At 58.2% G+C, this 17,258-nt stretch carries 15 protein-coding genes; 9 read left to right on the forward strand and 6 right to left on the reverse strand.

The window, feature by feature from the left end:
• Positions 1–92 precede the first annotated feature (92 nt).
• Together WIN67_RS12305 and WIN67_RS12310 are read right to left on the reverse strand one after the other, a co-directional pair.
• Positions 93–3,740 (reverse strand): transporter substrate-binding domain-containing protein, encoded by a 3,648-nt coding sequence (locus WIN67_RS12305; protein ID WP_339071359.1) that lies wholly within the window; start codon positions 3,738–3,740, stop codon positions 93–95.
• Between the two features lie 92 nt (positions 3,741–3,832).
• Positions 3,833–5,038: an EAL domain-containing response regulator gene (locus WIN67_RS12310; protein WP_110652976.1), complete on the reverse strand. Its 1,206-nt coding sequence runs from the start codon at positions 5,036–5,038 to the stop codon at positions 3,833–3,835.
• A 222-nt stretch (positions 5,039–5,260) separates the two neighbouring features.
• On the opposite strand from WIN67_RS12310, the gene WIN67_RS12315 reads away from it, so the two are divergent.
• The 9 genes from WIN67_RS12315 (at position 5,261) to WIN67_RS12355 (ending at position 14,067) form a co-directional block, all read left to right on the forward strand.
• Entirely contained in the window at positions 5,261–5,890 is a 630-nt protein-coding gene (locus WIN67_RS12315; RefSeq protein WP_102879957.1) for a response regulator transcription factor, read from the forward strand.
• Positions 5,891–6,083: 193 nt separating this feature from the next.
• Positions 6,084–6,836 carry a fimbria/pilus periplasmic chaperone gene (locus tag WIN67_RS12320; RefSeq protein WP_339071360.1) on the forward strand — a complete coding sequence of 251 codons (753 nt, stop codon included), beginning with the start codon at positions 6,084–6,086 and terminating at the stop codon, positions 6,834–6,836.
• Positions 6,833–7,330, forward strand: coding sequence for a fimbrial protein (locus WIN67_RS12325; protein WP_339071361.1), 498 nt, complete (start codon positions 6,833–6,835; stop codon positions 7,328–7,330). The genes WIN67_RS12320 and WIN67_RS12325 overlap by 4 nt, the downstream gene beginning before the upstream one ends.
• A gap of 7 nt (positions 7,331–7,337) precedes the next feature.
• Positions 7,338–8,420 carry a hypothetical protein gene (locus WIN67_RS12330; protein ID WP_306383066.1) on the forward strand — a complete coding sequence of 361 codons (1,083 nt, stop codon included), beginning with the start codon at positions 7,338–7,340 and terminating at the stop codon, positions 8,418–8,420.
• A gap of 306 nt (positions 8,421–8,726) precedes the next feature.
• On the forward strand, positions 8,727–9,290 hold the full coding sequence (locus WIN67_RS12335) for a fimbrial protein (RefSeq protein ID WP_110595874.1): 564 nt from the start codon (positions 8,727–8,729) through the stop codon (positions 9,288–9,290).
• Positions 9,291–9,633: 343 nt separating this feature from the next.
• On the forward strand, positions 9,634–12,090 hold the full coding sequence (locus tag WIN67_RS12340; RefSeq protein WP_110595873.1) for an outer membrane usher protein: 2,457 nt from the start codon (positions 9,634–9,636) through the stop codon (positions 12,088–12,090).
• A gap of 15 nt (positions 12,091–12,105) precedes the next feature.
• Positions 12,106–12,861 carry a fimbria/pilus periplasmic chaperone gene (locus WIN67_RS12345; RefSeq protein ID WP_273906483.1) on the forward strand — a complete coding sequence of 252 codons (756 nt, stop codon included), beginning with the start codon at positions 12,106–12,108 and terminating at the stop codon, positions 12,859–12,861.
• Positions 12,862–12,991: 130 nt separating this feature from the next.
• Positions 12,992–13,516 (forward strand): fimbrial protein, encoded by a 525-nt coding sequence (locus tag WIN67_RS12350; RefSeq protein WP_265074618.1) that lies wholly within the window; start codon positions 12,992–12,994, stop codon positions 13,514–13,516.
• 8 nt (positions 13,517–13,524) lie between these two features.
• On the forward strand, positions 13,525–14,067 hold the full coding sequence (locus WIN67_RS12355; protein ID WP_306392706.1) for a fimbrial protein: 543 nt from the start codon (positions 13,525–13,527) through the stop codon (positions 14,065–14,067).
• Positions 14,068–14,180: 113 nt separating this feature from the next.
• On the opposite strand, the gene WIN67_RS12360 is transcribed toward WIN67_RS12355, so the two are convergent.
• The 4 genes from WIN67_RS12360 to WIN67_RS12375 all read right to left on the reverse strand — a co-directional run bounded on the left by WIN67_RS12360 (position 14,181) and on the right by WIN67_RS12375 (position 17,110).
• A complete protein-coding gene (locus tag WIN67_RS12360; RefSeq protein ID WP_102879948.1) occupies positions 14,181–14,945 on the reverse strand; it encodes an amino acid ABC transporter ATP-binding protein in 765 nt (254 codons plus the stop codon).
• Positions 14,942–15,601, reverse strand: coding sequence for an amino acid ABC transporter permease (locus WIN67_RS12365; RefSeq protein ID WP_339071362.1), 660 nt, complete (start codon positions 15,599–15,601; stop codon positions 14,942–14,944). Before WIN67_RS12365 ends, WIN67_RS12360 begins: the two co-directional genes overlap by 4 nt.
• A gap of 9 nt (positions 15,602–15,610) precedes the next feature.
• Positions 15,611–16,258, reverse strand: coding sequence for an amino acid ABC transporter permease (locus tag WIN67_RS12370; RefSeq protein ID WP_102879946.1), 648 nt, complete (start codon positions 16,256–16,258; stop codon positions 15,611–15,613).
• Positions 16,259–16,321: 63 nt separating this feature from the next.
• Positions 16,322–17,110, reverse strand: a complete 789-nt coding sequence (locus WIN67_RS12375) for an ABC transporter substrate-binding protein (RefSeq protein WP_102879945.1) — start codon at positions 17,108–17,110, stop codon at positions 16,322–16,324.
• Positions 17,111–17,258 lie beyond the last annotated feature (148 nt).

Below are 17,258 nucleotides of genomic sequence, written 5' to 3' on the forward strand. Positions count from 1 at the left end.
GTCGACTCACTGGCGCGGTCAGCGCCGCTCAGCGCCTTTGAAAATCACCTTGGCCCCGCTGAAGCGGGGCAGTCCGTGCGTTCTCCTCGATATCACCCGGCCAGTGGTGCCGATCCGTCGTACTGCTCAAGCAGCTGCTGTTCAAGGGTCACGATGGCCTGTTTAACCTGCTCAACACAGTCGCTCACCAGGGGCATGTTCAGGTCCGGGCTCTGACAGGCGTCTTCCAATTGCCTGCAGCTTTCCACCAGTTGCTCGCCCTTGACGACTCGTGCTGCCCCTTTGATGCGATGCGCCAACTCGGACAGTTCCGCTGTTGCTTGGTCGCGCAGCAGTGTCTCCAGGGTCTGCAGGTCGGTGCGATTGTTGCTGAGCAATTCGCTCAGGATGTGCTGCAGCATGGTCGGCTCGCTGCCCACCAGGGTATGCAACGACTCCAGATCGAATACCTGTGGGGATTGGCTGCTGACGCGTTCTTCGGGCGGCAGGGGTGCGCGTTCTTCTTCCTCGACTTGACCCAGGGCCAACAGGCGCGCCTCCAGTTCATCCAGGCTGATGGGCTTGATCAGACAGTCATTCATTCCGGCCTGGATGCAGCGTTCCACTTCCTCGGGCTGGGCGTCGGCCGTCAGGCCGATGATCACGATCGGTTCGTCCTGCGTGTCGCGTTCAGCCTGGCGAATTGAGCGGGCCAGTTCGGCACCGTTCATGACGGGCATGTGGCAGTCGGTGATGATCAGGTCAAAAGCGTGCTCGCGCCAGGTCTTCAGTGCCTGTTGTCCATTTTCCGCCTCGACTATGTCGTGCCCGAGAAACGCCAGTTGCTGTCCCAGGACCTGACGGTTCACCGGGTGGTCGTCCACCACCAGAATCTGCAGGCGGTACATCTGCCGTCGCTTGATGCTGGGAGCAGGTTCTACGGCGGCCAGGCGCTCCAGCACTTGAAGGCGAAGATCCACCTCCACCAGGGTGCCCTGGCCCAGGGTGCTGCTCATTGAAACAGTGCCGCCCATCATTTCGCACAGGGAGCGACAGATCACCAGCCCCAGGCCGGTACCTTCGGTATTCAGGACATTGCGTTCGACTTGGGCGAAAGGTTGGAACAGCCGCTGCTGGTTACTTGGAGATATGCCTATCCCTGAATCTTCGACGCGCAGTTTGACCTGCAGCAACGAGTTCTCCACCAGATCGCCGCTGATGCTCACTTTAATGAAGCCGGCTTCGGTGAACTTGATGGCGTTGCTTATCAGGTTGGACAGAATCTGCTTGAAGCGCATGCCGTCTACCAGCACATCGCAATTGATGCTGGAGTCGATTTCGAGGATGAAGCTCAGGCATTTCTGGCGTGCCAGACCTTCGAACACACGGGCTATGGATTCCACCAGCTCGCGCAGGTTGGCGCGTTTGGGCGAAAGGCTCAGACGTCCCGACTCGATGCGGGCGATGTCGAGAATATCGCCGATCAGGTCCAGCAGGCTCTTGGCCGAGCTGTAGGCGATTTCAATGCTGGAGCGCTCGATCCGGTCGCTATCGGCGCGTTTGAGCGCCAGTTCCAGAATGCCGATGATCGCGTTCATGGGCGTACGGATTTCATGACTCATGGTGGCCAGGAATGTGGTCTTGGTGCGACTGGCCTGGTCGGCCAGGTTCTTCGCTTCCTTCAATTCCTGGACCAGATGCCGATGCTTGGTGATGTCCAGCCAGCCGCAGATAACGCCTTTGGTGACGCCATTGTTGTCCTGGAAGGGTTGGATCCAGTGATCGATCCAGACATCCTTGCCCTGCAACTTGACCTTGTACACCGAACTGATGGTCTGACCGTCGCGTATGGCTTGCAGGTAGCTGTGATGCAGGTCGGGTTCAGCGCAGAAATGCTCCTTGGGCAGCTGTTGCACGGATTTGTGCAGAACCTGGTCGGCGGTCAGGCCGACACTCTGCAGGTAACTGCGGTTGCACGAGAGCATCTTGCCGTCCATGTCACGAATGTAGAGAACCGGGGGCATGTTTTCGGCCAGGGCCTCGATGAAGCGCAATTGCTCATTCAGGGTTTTCTCGGCCTTGATCCGACGTCGCAGATATAAGGCCCAGGCCAGTGTCAGCAACAGCAGGAGCGCCGCGGCGGCGATGATTTCGGCGATCAGCAGCGCATAGTCGCGCCAGGTTTCGCCACTCATGCCCGGTGGTGAGCGCCAGTGGTTGGCGATCGCGTTCAGATCGTCCGCCGGTAGACTGAGCAGGGCCTTGTCGAGAATCGACTGAAGCTCGGAGTCGCTGCGCCGCAGAGCAAAGCTGGCGTTTGCCCGACTGGTGTGGATCAGGTCGGCGATGCCCAGGCGATTTTGAAACAGGCGGACAATGTAGTAGCGAGCGGCTGGCAATGACACCAGGGCGGCATCGGCGCTGCCGTCATAGACTTTGTTCATGGCGTCCAGAGTGGTGCCGGCCTCGATCAGTTGCGTGCTCGGATAAAGCTCGCGGACGTGTTGCAGGGTCACGTGACCTGATGGAATGGCAAGACGCTTGCCTGCCAGGTCTTCGGCGGTCAGCCCCTTGTCCTTGCTGCCACTGGGTGTGACCAGGACAAAAGGGCTGGTCAAGAAGGGCCGGGTGAAACGTAGCTTGTCCTCGCGCTGCGGGCCTGCCGTCATGATGGCGATGTCCGCCTCGGAGTTGCTCAAGGCTTCAATCTGCTGCGGATAGCCGCCATTACGCACAGTCACCTGGAAATGCAGACCGGTGCGCTGCGAGATGATCTCCAGCAGTTCGGCGGCAACTCCGGAGAACACTCCGTTGGCGTCGAAGAACGCCACGGGCGCCAAGTCATCGTTGATGATCAGGCGTATCACCGGGTGACGACCGATCCAGCGTGATTCTTCTGGAGTCAGAACAATTTTTTCGTTGGTCGGCACGAAACCGCTACCGACCCAGCGTTGACTCAGATGGCTCAGTTTTTCCTTGCCAATGGCCTCGATGCTTCGGTCAAGGATGCGCTGAAGACGGTCGTTGTCCTTGTTGATCGCATAGCCATAACCACCCGTGGCAAGGTCAGCGAAGCGCTCGAACTTGAGGAAGCCGTAGTAAGAACGGTTGATCTGGAAGTAGGCGCTCAGTACATCGTCCAGGTACATGTCGGCATGGCCAAATGCCGCCGCAGCTATGGCTTCGTTATGGGTGGGGTAGATCATCAAGCGGGCACGAGGAAAGCGCGCCTGCGCTTCGCCGCTGTGTTCCTTGACGACGGAAACCCGCAGTCCGGCCAGGTTTGCCGGGGACTGGCGCAGTTCGGCGTTGCGCTTGAACAAGGCCAACCGCCCATCGGCGAACGGTCGGGTGAAGCTGACGGCATCGCTGGATTGCCCGGGGCTGTTGTAGCTGCCCATCAAGTCGATGGCGGAGGCCTGCAGGGCCTGTAGGGCTTGTTCTCGGGTGGCGAAGGGAACCACCTTCATGCCGACTCCGAGCATCTGCCCGATCAATGAACTGACGTCCGCCGTAATGCCTTCGTAGTGACTGTCGTTGTAATCGACATTGAAGGGAGGCGACTCTTGTGCGACCACACCGATTTTCAACTCCGACTTATGCCGTAGCCAGTGCCAGTCCTCTTGTTCAAGTACCAGTTCGTGGTGATCGAGGCGCACCTCGCTATACAGCGCATTGGGCAATAGGGGTGGCTGGGCCGCTGCCGTCTGAGCGGCAATGGTCACCAAGCAGGCAAGTAGCCAGATAAGTCGTGAGTGCATGGTCTCTTCAGAAAGTGAGGAAGGCTTAGTTGAGTCGAGAGCGCTGAAAATACAGAGTGAAAATAGTAGCTGTCGCGGGTTGCTTTGGCCTATCAATTTATGTCGTTAGTGGGGGGACTTGAGGGCTTGTTGCAATAGGCGATGAAGTGACTTTCCGGCATGGGGCGGGCAAATAGAAAACCTTGGGCAATCGAGCCTCCCAACTTCAATAGTTGCTCCTGCTGTTCAGGGGTTTCCACTCCTTCGATGATCACTGACATTCCCAGGGAGCCCGCCAGGGCCAAGGTATAGCGGATGATGGCGCTGCTTGCGGGGTGATGTTTCATCTTGCGCACGAAGTTGCGGTCCAACTTGATTTGGTTGAAGGGCAGTTCGTAGAGCCGTTCCAGAGACGCGAAGCCGGCGCCGAAATCGTCCATGGCCAAACCGCAGCCCATGAGCCGCAGGCGCACCATATTTTCCAAGCTGTACGCGCAAGCGCCCATCACACAGGTTTCGGTGATTTCAAAGGTGATGCAACTTGAAGGCACCTGGAAGAGCGCCAACAAGGACGTTACGGATTCAGTCAGAGTCGCGGAGGATAATTGTGAGGGGTGCAAGTTGAAGGAAAAATTCAGCGGTAGGTCGTTTCTTGCCAGTTTGCGCCGCAGCGCCAGACCTTGATCGAACAATTGCCAGAACAGTCGATCCAGTAGGTTGTGGTCTTCCATGATGTTCAGGAAGTGTGACGGCGGCAGCACCCCCAGTTGGGGGTGGTTCCAGCGAGCCAGGACTTCGGCGCCCAGCACGGCAGCGGTATCGAGTGCCGCCTTGGGTTGGTAGTAGGGCTCGAACTCTCCGTTGTCCAGACCGCGCAACACATCACCCAGCGTGGGTAGAGCGATGCTCTTGAGCGGGCTGGCCAGGTCATGCCGCAGGGACTGGTATCGCTTCAGCAAGGTGGTCAGACGCTCCAGGTTGAAGGGTTTGCTCAGGCTTCCAAGAAAATGCAGACCCAGGCGCTTGATCATGGACACGGTGGTGTTGCGCAGCGCCAGGTCAATCTGGCTGCAGAGGATGACCGCGCGCAGTTTGCCGCTGTGACTGGCGTGACGAAGGAAAGCCAGGCCGTCCATGCCGGGCATTTTCAAATCGCAGATGGCAATGTCGATGGCTTCACAACTTTCCAACAGCGCCAATGCCTGACTGCCGCTGATGGCTTCATGAATCTGGCCGGGTATTACCTTCCTTAACGCGGTGATAGTGACCAGGCGTTGCAGGGGCTCATCTTCCAAAACTAGAACGTTCAGGTGTTGCATTGCTGGCTCGTGTTGTTGACTCGTCGGATATCTTGCTTAAGCCATTTGATACGGGTCCATTAGATGTATCCTCATGCCTTGTAGGAAATTTCCTAATGAAAAAACCAGAGCGTCTGAATTTTCCAATGATCGTCAATAACCACTTGTAAGTCGGGTCAAATCCGAGGAATTTGCGCCCTCGCAGTTGCTGCCTGGCGGCAAGTTATAAGGTGAAATGACATTATGCACAGCGTATTAATAGTGGATGATCATCCCGTCGTTCGATTGGCGGTGAAGGTTCTACTGGAAAAGCACGATATGCAGGTGGTGGGCGAAACCGATAACGGGCTGGATGCGATAGAACTGGTGCGCGAGCATGTTCCGAGTGTGGTGATTCTCGATATCGGCATTCCCAAACTCGATGGCCTCAAGGTGCTGTCCCGGATCAAGGCGCTGGGCTTGCCCACCGAGGTATTGGTGCTGACATCGCAGTCTGTCGAAAGCTTTTGCAAGCGCTGTATCCAGCTTGGCGCTAGAGGCTTCGTCAACAAGGAAGAAGACCTGAGCAACCTGGTGGTGGCGCTGAATGCGGTGCTGGCCGGCTATACCTTTTATCCTTCGCTGGTGAACGATGTTTCCAAGCCGGCTGCCGAGCAGTTGTCCGAGACCGAGCTGATTGGCTCACTGACCGATCGGGAAATGATCGTGCTGCAGTATTTGGCTCAGGGCTATTCCAACAAGGCCATCAGCGAGAAGCTGTTTCTCAGCAACAAGACCGTCAGCACCTACAAGGCTCGCTTGTTGCAAAAGCTTGGTCAGGGCTCGCAAGTTGGCCTGGCAGAGTTCGCCAAGCGCCATGGGCTGATTCTCTGAAAGATGGCAAAGCGGCAATATTGATATTCGGCAGTGCAGTTTGAACTGCGGGTATCTGTGCATCCTGCTCAGGCAAGTTACCAAGTTATTGCAGAGACTTTCCGTAGTTATGTAGGAAATTTCGCAATGATAAAGGTCTTGCCTGTTGAATAGAATTTGCCGGTATTAAAACGTCTGGACTGCAACTTTGATCATGACTAAATCCACCACTGTCATTGCTTTGCTTTTTGCTTTTTTTCACGCCCAAGCGATGGCGGCGCTAACCCTTGGCAGTTCGCGAATCATCATTCAGGCGCCCAAGACCCGTGCCGTGGTCATGGTGCATAACCGCTCCAACGATAGCTCTTATCTTGCGCAATCCTGGATCGAGGATGCTCAAGGACAGAAACTCGAACGCTCGCCAGTGGTGGCCTTGCCGCCGATTCAGCGGCTGGAGCCCATGCAGGGCAATCAGTTGAACATCCAAGCGCTGCCGCGCGTGGCAGATCTGCCCCTGGACCGGGAAACACTGTTTTATCTGAATGTGCGTGAAGTTCCCCCGCGCGGCGAAGACAAAGAGGTCATCCAGATCGCTTTGCAACGGCGGATAAAAGTCATTTACCGGCCGCAAAGAATACGCCCGCTCACGGTCGGCCTCACCAGTCCCTGGCTGTCCGCCCTGACCTTGTCCAAAGAAGAAAGCGGACGCTTTCAACTGAACAATGCCACTCCCTATCATGTGACCCTCATCGAGGCCTTCAGTGATGAGTCCGGCACCTCTCCTGTCACGGACTTCAAACCCATGGAAATACCGCCTTACAGTGCGCATCGTCTTGAGGGCAAGTTCAGTCCGGGCGTCCAGCGGCCGACATTGGTCTATATCAATGATTTTGGCGGGCGTGGGCAATTGAGTTTCGACTGCCGAGATGGTGTGTGCGCCGTCATAAAAAACAGTGTCCGTTCATGAGACGGACAAGCCTGATCGGGTGTGTGCTTTTCGGCCTGTCTGCTCTCCTGGTGGCGAGAAACACTCAGGCCGCTACTCCGGGTGGACTGTATGTGTTCGTGAACTTTGAAGTGTTCGATTCTGCCAACTGCAGCGTGAATGTTCTTCAAACAAGGATAGATTTTGCCGAGGTCAGGACTGATGAGATCAATGGTCGCGAGGGCGGCAGGAAAATTCCTTACCAGATCATTTGCAAGAATCCCTCCCAGTCACCTGCACTCAAGTTGAAGTTTTTCGGTACGACTGGTTTCAACGCTGAAGTGTTGCAGACCAGTACCAGCAATCTCGGCGTGCGCTTTCTGGTGAATGGCAAGCGACAGCCCCTCAACAGCGAGTTCTCGGTGAACTACGCCTCTGTACCCACGCTGGAGGCGGTGCTGGATGCCAAGCCCGGCAGCGTTTTGCGACCGGGTGCCTTCACTGCCAACGCGGTGCTCGTTATCACTCAGGAGTAAGCTCCCCGTGGCTATTTCCACTCTGGATACAACAAGCAAGATGAGTCTGTGCCTGCCAATGTCGTGGCTGGCTCTTGCGGCAATATTCTTCTCGGTCAAGTCCTGGGCCGAGCCTGTTCCCCCTGGAACGCCGGACGGTGCCTGCTGGGGCAACAATCAGCTGAGTATTGAAATAAAGAACGGCGCTTTTACCTCCAATGAAAAGGGCGCGTTATATGAAACGACCTATCAAACCATTCCCAGTGACTACGACGGTTGGTGCTATTCCGATAGTGGCGAGCAGAGGGCCAGCTATTTCAGGGCTGAGCTGAGTCAGACCTTGTCCCGTGTCGATAATGATTTCTTCAGATTGACCGAAGACATCGACATGAAAATATTCGTAACGGGCAATAGTGCGCCGCAAAGCTACGTCCCCTTCAGGGACAAATTCAATGCGGGCGCCACTGCTGGGCCTTCCGACAATGGTGTCACGCCCTTGCGCTGGGCAAACGCGGGCAACCAGGGCAAAGTCACCTTCCGTCTTCGGCGCAAGGCGCTCAGTGGGGCTGTATACCTTCCGCCCAGCGAGCTTTTTTCGTTCTTTCGCTACTCGCAACCGGGGCGCTGGAGTCCTCAACCGCTGTACACGCTGTCGTTGAAATCACCGACCATTCTGTCCGTTCCCGCGACCTGTGATCTCAACGATGGGCAAAATTTCCTGGGGCTGAAGATAAAAGAGCCGATTGATAGCCGCAAGGTTCAGAGTATTGCGGTGAACAATCTTATCTACGGTTATAACGCGGGTAGCAAATTGACCCTTCGCTGTGACTCCGGTCAGCTTGATCCGGCCAAATTGTCTATTGGCCTGATAGGTAATCCCGGGGAAAAGAGCAGTGCACTGGCCACATCAAATCCGGGAATTGATCTGGCATTTTATGCTCGCTCGGGCAGTGGCGTTTATATCCCGCTCATGCCATTCCAGCAAACACCACTCAATGGACTAGCCACTAAAGGGCTGCTCGAAATCGAGGTGATGGTACAGAAAACTTCAAAGCCCATATCCACTGGCACTCATACCGGATATGGCGTTCTGACCCTTACGGAATATTAATCTCGGGTTGAAACAGTATTTTTCAAGCGGCGCCCAGGTTGACACTAGCCTGGGCGCTTTTTTTATGCGCCCTGAGTCGCTGGGTAGATGCATTAAGACAAGCTAGAAGTTGACTCGGAATTTTCCTATGCGCTTATCGAACCTTTCTTATCTTAATTCTCTTGGTCGGTAAATATAATAACTCCCGACACTCACTAGTTGGCTGCGGTTTAGTCGACAAGTGGCATGTCATGGATTTTGCCTTGTGGTCTATCCATGTGATGCATGGTGCCAACATATCAAATGTGTACTTGTAGGGATTCTAAAATGAAATTCAGCAAAATGGCGGCAGCTGTAGCAGCAGTGATACTCAGTGGCACTTCGGTGTTGGCCATGGCGGCGGACCAGGGCGGTGGCAAGGTCAACTTCAAGGGCAACATCAACGACTCTCCATGCTCGATTTCCAGTGGCTCCCTGGAGCAGGTGGTGGAGTTCGACTCGATCTCCAACAGCGCGCTGAAAAATGGTGGAAAGTCCGCTTTGAAGCCGTTCTCCATCAAGCTCAACGGCTGCGACCTGGGCTCGCTGAAAAGTGCCACCGTGACCTTCACCGGCGCGCCTTCGGCGGCCAACCCCGATCTTCTGGGCTTCCAGAGCGGTACTGCCAAGGGCGCAAGCCTGGCGATCGCCGATCGCAATGGCACGCTGATCAAGCTCGGCTCGTCCTCCGATCCGCAGAATCTTTCCGACGGTGAAAGTGCGCTGAACTTCACGGCCTATCTGCAAGGCGACATGCTGGCTCCCGAAACCGAAGGCGGTGAGGCCAAGCCGGCCACTGTGGTCGCGGGTACTTTTGATACTGTCGCCAACTTTACCCTGGCGTATCAGTAACTTTGCATGAGGTGCGGCCTGGATACGCAAGTTCGCGTATTCCAGGCGCACTGCCGATCTTGTCTCGATTGGATCGCCGCCAATCTTCTCGGTTTTTCGTTGTTTCGACGTTATAGGCCATGCACTGCCATGGCGCTCGAACATGACTCTCGTTAATCAGTACTCAACACTTGGATGTTGCCTGCGTACATATCCAATGTCGTTCGTGACAGTGTTGGGCACAGTGGTCGATCGATGCTGTTTTATGGCCAAGGGAAGCGAGCGAAAGAAGTGGTTGTCGTTGTAAAGGGAAGTTAATTACGTGGTTCAACACCGGGTATGGCTCTTCACTACGTTGTGGTCTATGGCCAGCTTGGCTAGTGCAGCCGAAGAGTTTCAGTTCAATACGGACATCCTTGATCTCAAGGATCAACAAAATCTCGATCTCGGCTTGTTTTCCAAGGCTAACTTCATTTTGCCGGGGCAATACAACCTGGTCGTTCACGTGAACCGCGACTCGTTGCCGGAAACTTCCGTGGACTACATCGCCCCGGAGGATGACCCCAAGGGCAGTGTGGCCTGCATCTCTCCGGCACTGGTGGCCGAGTTGGGTCTGAAAAAACAGCGGATGAATCAACTTGCCTGGTGGCACCAGGGCAATTGTCTGGATATCAGCAGCATTCCAGGCATGACGGTGCGTGGCGACCTGGGCGCCTCGGCCTTGTATCTGAACATTCCCCAGGACGCCCTTGAATACACGGCAAGCAACTGGGACCCGCCTTCGCGCTGGGACGAGGGCATTAGCGGATTTTTGTTTGACTACAACTTCAATGCCCAGACCATGGATTACGCCGGACCTCAGGCCAGCGACCAGCAGTTGACGGGTAATGGCACCGCCGGTTTCAACCTCGGCGCCTGGCGCCTGCGGGCCGATTGGCAAGGGCAGGTGCACAAGACCTCCGGCAAGCCTAGCCAGCGGCAATTCGCCTGGAGCCGCTACTACGCATCGCGGGCGATTCCGGCGTTGCGCGCCCACCTCAGCCTGGGAGAAAACTATCTGGACTCCAACCTGTTTGGCAGCGTGCGCTACACCGGTGCCAGTCTGGCCACCAGCGACAACATGCTGCCGCCCAACCTGCGCGGCTATGCGCCGGAAGTCAGCGGTGTCGCGCGGACCAACGCGCGCGTGCTGGTCACGCAGCAGGGGCGCATTCTGTACGACACCCAAGTGCCGGCGGGGCCCTTTCGCATCCAGGACCTGAGCGATGCGGTGAGCGGCAAGCTGGATGTGCGTGTCGAAGAGCAGGACGGCAGCGTTCAGGAGTTCCAGCTGGACACGGCCAGCATTCCCTACCTCAGCCGCCCGGGCACGGTGCGCTACAAAGTGTCCGCCGGCCGACCTTCGGACTGGGAGCACGAGCCCGATGGCCCAGAGTTCGCCAGCGGCGAATTCTCTTGGGGGGTGAGCAATGGCTGGTCGCTGTATGGCGGAGCGCTGGGGGCGCAAGACTATCGCTCGCTGGCCGTGGGCGTGGGTCGTGACCTGATGGCCTTCGGCGCCCTGGCGGTTGACGTGACTCAGTCCAATGCCCGCCTGGCACAAATCGGCCAGCGCCAGGGCAAATCCTATCGCGCCAGCTATTCGAAGCGCTTCGAGGATTACGACAGCCAGGTGACGTTCGCCGGTTATCGTTTCTCCGAGGAAGATTTCATGACCATGAACGACTTTATCGAGGCTCGTCGCAGTGGCCGGTTGAATAATCAGAGCAAGGAAATGTACACCGCGACACTGAGCAAGAATTTTCGTGATCAGAACCTGAGCCTGTACTTCAACTACAACCACCAGACCTATTGGAACAATGCGCCGAGCGACCGTTACAGCCTGTCGCTGTCGCGATATTTCAACCTGGGCGGGCTGAAGAACCTGGGCCTGTCGCTGACCGCCTACCGCAGTCAGAGCCATGGCGCGGTCGATGAAGGCGCCTATCTCTCCCTGAGTCTTCCCTGGGGCGACAGCGGCTCGGTCAGTTACAACTCCACGCTCAACCGTGGCAGCAGCGGTCACAGCTTGAGCTATTACGACCGTCCGGATGAGCGCAACAGCTACATGCTCAGCGCCGGTACCGCCAGCGATGGCAACACGGCCAGCGGCTACCTGAACCACGAGGGCAGCCTGGCCGATGTCACCGCCAGCGCCAGCTATCAGGCCGGACGCTATCGTTCTGCCGGTCTTGCAGTGCAGGGCGGGGCGACCCTGACCGCCGAAGGGGCGGCGCTGCACCGGATCACCACCCTGGGCGGTACTCGCCTGCTGCTCGATACCAATGGCGTGGCCGGGGTGCCGGTGCAGGGCAACGGCGCCAGCACCTATTCCAACCGATTCGGCAAGGCGGTGGTGGCTGATATGAACAGCTATTACCGCAATCAGGCGAGCATCAACCTGGATCAACTGGCTGACGACCTGGAAGCCGGGCGCTCGGTGACCCAGGCCACGCTGACCGAGGGCGCGATTGGCTACCGGCGCTTCGGCATTGTTTCCGGGAGCAAGGGCATGGTCCGCATCCTCCTGCCAGACGCGAGCCCGCCGCCTTTTGGCAGCGGTGTGTACAACGCACGAGGCCAGGAAACCGGAATCATTGGCGAAGACGGCCTGGTGTACCTCACCGGCATGCAGGTCGGTGACCTGATGTCGGTGCAGTGGGACGGCAAGGCCCAATGCGACTTCGCCCTGACGGAGCAGGTCAATGCGGATGACCCGCAAGCGCAATTTGTCTGCCGGCCCCTTGCGGTCCGCGAAATCCAATCCCCTAGCAACCCGTAATAAGGAGTGGCTTGCATGCCATGGTTCGACCTGAAAAAAAGCCTGCTTGTAATCGCCCTGAGCCTCTTGGCTCTGGAGTCGGTACACGCCGCCATCGCCCTTGACCGTACGCGAATCATCTTCAATGGCAGCGAGAAATCGGTGAGCGTGGGCATCAGCAACCAGAATCCCCAGCTGCCGTATCTGGCCCAGGCCTGGCTGGAAAACGACAAGGAGGAGAAGATCGGCGGCCCCTTGACCGTGCTGCCTCCGGTGCAACGGCTCGAAGCCGGCGCCCGCAGTCAGGTGAAGATCCAGAGGCTGGCGCAGGTGGGGCAGTTGCCCCAGGACCGGGAGTCGCTGTTCTACTTCAACTTGCGTGAGATTCCACCGCGCACCGACAAGCCCAATGCCTTGCAGATTGCCCTGCAGACACGGATCAAGCTGTTCTATCGTCCCGAGGCCCTCGTCAGGGGCGGCGGACAGAATCAGGTGCCTTGGCAGGAGCAACTGACGCTGTCCCGGGAGGGCGAGCGCTACGTGGCGCATAACCCGACGGCTTACTACGTGACCCTGGTTGATGCCCAGGTCCGCGTGGGTGGGGCATCCGTTGCAGACTTTCAGCCGGTGATGCTGGCGCCCTGGGGACGCCAGGAGCTGAGTGTCGGCGCCCGGACCCTGGGCAATACGCCGGTGCTGACGTATGTCAACGACTTTGGCGGGCGGCCGCAACTGGAGTTTCGCTGCACGGCGGGGCAGTGCCTGGCCAGGCCGGTGGCCGATGCGAGCTGAGGCGGGCGTGACGCCACAGGGCGCGTTCGGGGTTGTCGCTGCGCAGGCTCAGTGGCTGGGCGCAAGGTTTGCAGCGCAGCCTTGGATGGGCCGGGAGCTGGGGGCCGGTCGCAGGAGGCCGGGCGTTTTCATGAGCCGGTTGTGGCGCAGCAAAACCGGGTGCCTGGTGCTGCTCTGCTGCCTCTTGTGGCTGGGGCTGCCGAGTGTGGGCCGGGCGGCGGGGAACATGGATTTCGCCGGCGTCTTGATCGCGCCTCCGCAATGCACGGTCAGCGACAAGGACGCGCCCATCAGGGTGTCATTCGGCAACGTGCTGCTGCGCAAGATCGACGGCGAGCACTATCGTCAGCCGATTCCCTATCAGATCAAGTGTCCGGGGCTGGTGGCGCAAAATTCGATCTGGAAGATGCGCCTGACGTTCAAGGGCTCAGCGGCAGACTTCAACCCGGCGTTGCTGCGCACCTCTGTCAGTGGCTTGGCCATCAAGCTGTTTCTGGGGGAGCGGGAACTGGAGCTCAACCAGCCTCGGCAGATCAGCCTCGACAGTCTGCAAAAGCCACCGGCATTCGAGGCGGTGCCGGTGAAGAAGGTCGGAGCGCAGCTTGCGTTGAGCCAGTTCAATGCTTCCGGGCTGTTGCTGGTCGAGCTGTATTAGGTGAAGTCATGAAGCGATTGCTCAACGGCTATTTGTGCCTGTGCTGTGCCTGGCTCGCGGGGGGCTTTGGCGCTCCGGCGGCTGCGGCAGACAACGTCTTTTTCAGCGGCCAGCTGATGGATCAGACCTGTACCCTCGAGCCTGGCTCCGAAACCCGGACTCTGGACTTCGAGGATGTGAGTCAGCAGGAGCTCTATCGCGAAGGCAGGACCGCGAGCAAGGCCGTTGTCCTGAACCTGCTTGACTGTGATTCAAACGCCGGCAGGACCGAGGTCAAGGTGACCTTGGGTGGTCATGAAAGTCAGCAGATACAGGGCTTTCTAGAGCTCGACAGCGGCAGTCCGCAAGGCCTGGTGATTGGCCTGGAGGATGCAGCGGCGCAGCCCTTGCCCCTGGGACGCGCGCATTCCATTGGCCGCATCAGCCAGGACGGCAAGCAGTCAGTGACCTTTCTGGCTTACCTCAAGGCGCTTCCCAATGCCTTGCGCGAGCACAGCATTGGCAAGGGGCCGTTGGCTGCTTCATTGACCTTCACCTTGAGCTATGAGTGAGGGTGGGCGCAGCTGCGTCTTAGACAGCACCGCGTCGAGACGGTAGCGCGTTTACGGCGGCGCCGTTGCCCCCTGGCGCAACAGCACCTTCGGCAAGCGCGGGCGCCATTGCTCTAGGCGTGCAGGTGCTTTTTCAGGAACGACCGGGTGCGTTCGTGAGTCGGGTTTTGCAGGATCTCTTGCGGCGCGCCTTCCTCGACCACCACGCCACCGTCCATGAAGACGATCCGGTCCGCCACTTCACCGGCAAAGCGCATTTCATGGGTGACGATCAACATGGTCATGTGCTCGGCGGCCAGTTGTTTCATCACCTGGTTGACCTCTTCCACCAGCTCCGGGTCCAGGGCCGAGGTGGCTTCATCGAACAGCATGACTTTGGGACGCATCGCCAGGGCCCTGGCAATGGCCACGCGCTGTTTCTGTCCGCCGGACAGGCGAGAAGGGTACTCGTCGAACTTGTTGGCCAGGCCGACTTTCGACAGGTACTCCATGGCCAGCTCGCGAGCGGCGGCTTTGTTCAGCCCTTTGAGCTTGATCGGCCCGAGGGCGATGTTTTCATGCACGGTCAGGTGCGGGAACAGATTGAAGTGCTGGAACACCATGCCCATCTGCTGGCGCACGCTGTTGATGTGCTGTTCGAATGCGCGACCTTTCAAGGGGCGGTTGACGTGTTCGCCTTCCAGCCAGATCTCTCCTTCGTTCAGCACTTCCAAGTGATTGATGGAGCGCAGCAGGGTGCTTTTGCCCGAACCACTGGGGCCGATGATGGCGATGATCTGTCCGCGCGCGACAGACAGATCGATGCCTTTGAGCACTTCAAGTGCGCCATACGCCTTGCGCGCGCCCTTGACTTCAACCATGAACTTTTCTGTGGTCATCGTGACATCTCTACCTTGGTTTCAAGCAGGTGCAGGCCGGCTTCCAGAGCAAGATTGACCGCGTAATAAATCACCGCGACGGCCAGATAGAATTCGAACGGGCTGTAGGTTTCGCTCACGGCGCGCTGGGCGCTGTAGACCAGCTCGGCAATGCCGATGATCGACACCAGGGAGGTGTCCTTGAGCAGCACAATCAGGTTGTTGCCCAGCGGCGCCAGGGTGCTGCGCAGTGCCTGCGGCACAATCACGTAGCGCTGGGCCTGACTGCGGCTCAGGCCAATGGAGCGCGCACCTTCAATCTGCCCGGGGTCGACCGACAGGACCCCGGCACGAATCACGTCGGCGTTGTAGACCGCAAAATGCAGGCTCAGGCCGATGATGCCGGCCATCAGCGCCGGGATATCGATCCCCACTTGCACCAGGCCGTAATAGATCAGGTACAGCTGCAGCAGCAGGGGCGTGCCCATCAGCAGCCAGGTCAGGAAACGTATGGGCAGGGAGACCAGTTTCGGGGTGTAGAGCACGATCAGGGCAAAGGCTATTCCTGCGATCAGGCTCAGCACACTGGAGCAGAGGAACAAGACGATGGTCCACCAGAGCCCGGTGGCCAGCAGCTCGGAATAGGGGGGCACGATACTCAGGTCAAGGCTTGGCATGGAGGTGTCTCACTTGGCCGCGAAGCGTTTATCGAGGTGGTCCACCATCAGCCTGACCGTGTAGACCATGGCGATGTACAAAATGGCCGACACCATGAAGATCTCGAATGGCTTGTAGGTGGAACTGATAAAACGCTGCGCCGTGTAGGAGAGTTCCACCACGGAGATGGTCGACACCAGGGCCGAGCCTTTGATCAGCGCGACCGCATTGACCCCCAGTGGTCGGATCATCAACTTGGCGGTTTGCGGGAGGGTGATCAGCCACAGGGTCTGGCCCTTGCCGAAACCGATTGAGCGGGCGGCTTCGACCTGACCGGGATCGATGTTGCTGATCGCGCCACGAATGGATTCGGCCATGTAGGCCGCGATGTTCAGGCCCAGGCCGATGACACCTGCGGAGAACGGCTCCAGCTCAAGGCCGATTTGCGGGCCGCCAAAGTAGATGAGAAACAGTTGGACCAGACAGGGTGTGCCGCGAAAAACGCTGATGTAGACCCTGGCCAGGCAGCGAAGCAGAAAAAAGCCGGACAGCCGCGCCGCCACCAGCACGACGGCAACCAGCAAACCCAGCAGCAGTGCCAGCAGCGAAACGTGCACCGTGACCCAGGCCGCCTCCAGAAAAAACGGCAGGGTGCGCTGTATAAGTGTCAGATCCATGGGCAGGCTCGAAAAGGTCGGAGTGACTGGCCCGACCCCAGGTCGAGCCAGGCTGCAGATGAGTCAGCGAATGTCCTTGCCAATCCACTGCATCGAGATCTTTTCGTAGCTGCCATCGGCGAGCATGTCGTTCAGCGCCTGCTGCATCGCGGCCTTGAGCTCAGGGTTGTTCTTGCGCAGGGCAATGCCCATGCCTTCAACCCCACCGTCACTGTCGGGTGGGGTGATGATGCGCACCTTCTGCCCGGTTTCCTTGACGGCCACCAGCACCGGAACGCTGTCCATCACCAGCGCATCGAGGCGCCCGGCGTCCAGGTCGACCAGCATCTCGGGAAGGCCTTTGTAGGTCTTGACCTTCAGGTTGCCGCGCGTCCTGGCCCATTTGTCGTGGGCATCGCCCAGGGTGACGCCGACCTTCACCTCCTTCAGGTCATCCAGGCTGTGGATCGGCGAGTCTTCCTTCACCACGATGGTACGGCCGGCGTGGTAGTAGGGGCCGACGAAATCCACGGCCTTCTGGCGCTCCGGGGTAATGGTCATGGAGGCGATGATGGCGTCATATTTTTTCGCCAGGAGCCCGGCAATGATCCCGTCGAAGGGCGTGGTGACAATGCTGACTTTCACCCCGAGCCGCTGGGCCAGGGCTTCGCTGATGGAGGCGTCGAAGCCGACAATCTGGTTCTGCTCGTTGGCAAAGCTGAAGGGCGAATATTGCCCGCTCATGGCAATGCGAATCTCTTTGGAGTCCTGGATCGACTGCAAATCATCAGCCTGAACGGCTGTAGGACAGAGGAGCGCCGCGGCCGCGACGGTGGATGCAGCAAGCAGACCCTTGAGCGTTCTGGTTAGCATTGGATGGCACCTTTGAAGAATTATTAATTATTGTTGTTGGGCTCTTCACCCAGGCCTCGGGAAAAGCTTTGCATAGGCCGTTCTGGAAAGCACCCGGCAAGGTGTCCGCCAGCCGGACACATTGCCGGAGTTGGCCGACACTATGTCG

Origin of the sequence: Pseudomonas idahonensis (assembly GCF_037903935.1) — a bacterium.
GTDB lineage: Bacteria > Pseudomonadota > Gammaproteobacteria > Pseudomonadales > Pseudomonadaceae > Aquipseudomonas > Aquipseudomonas danubii.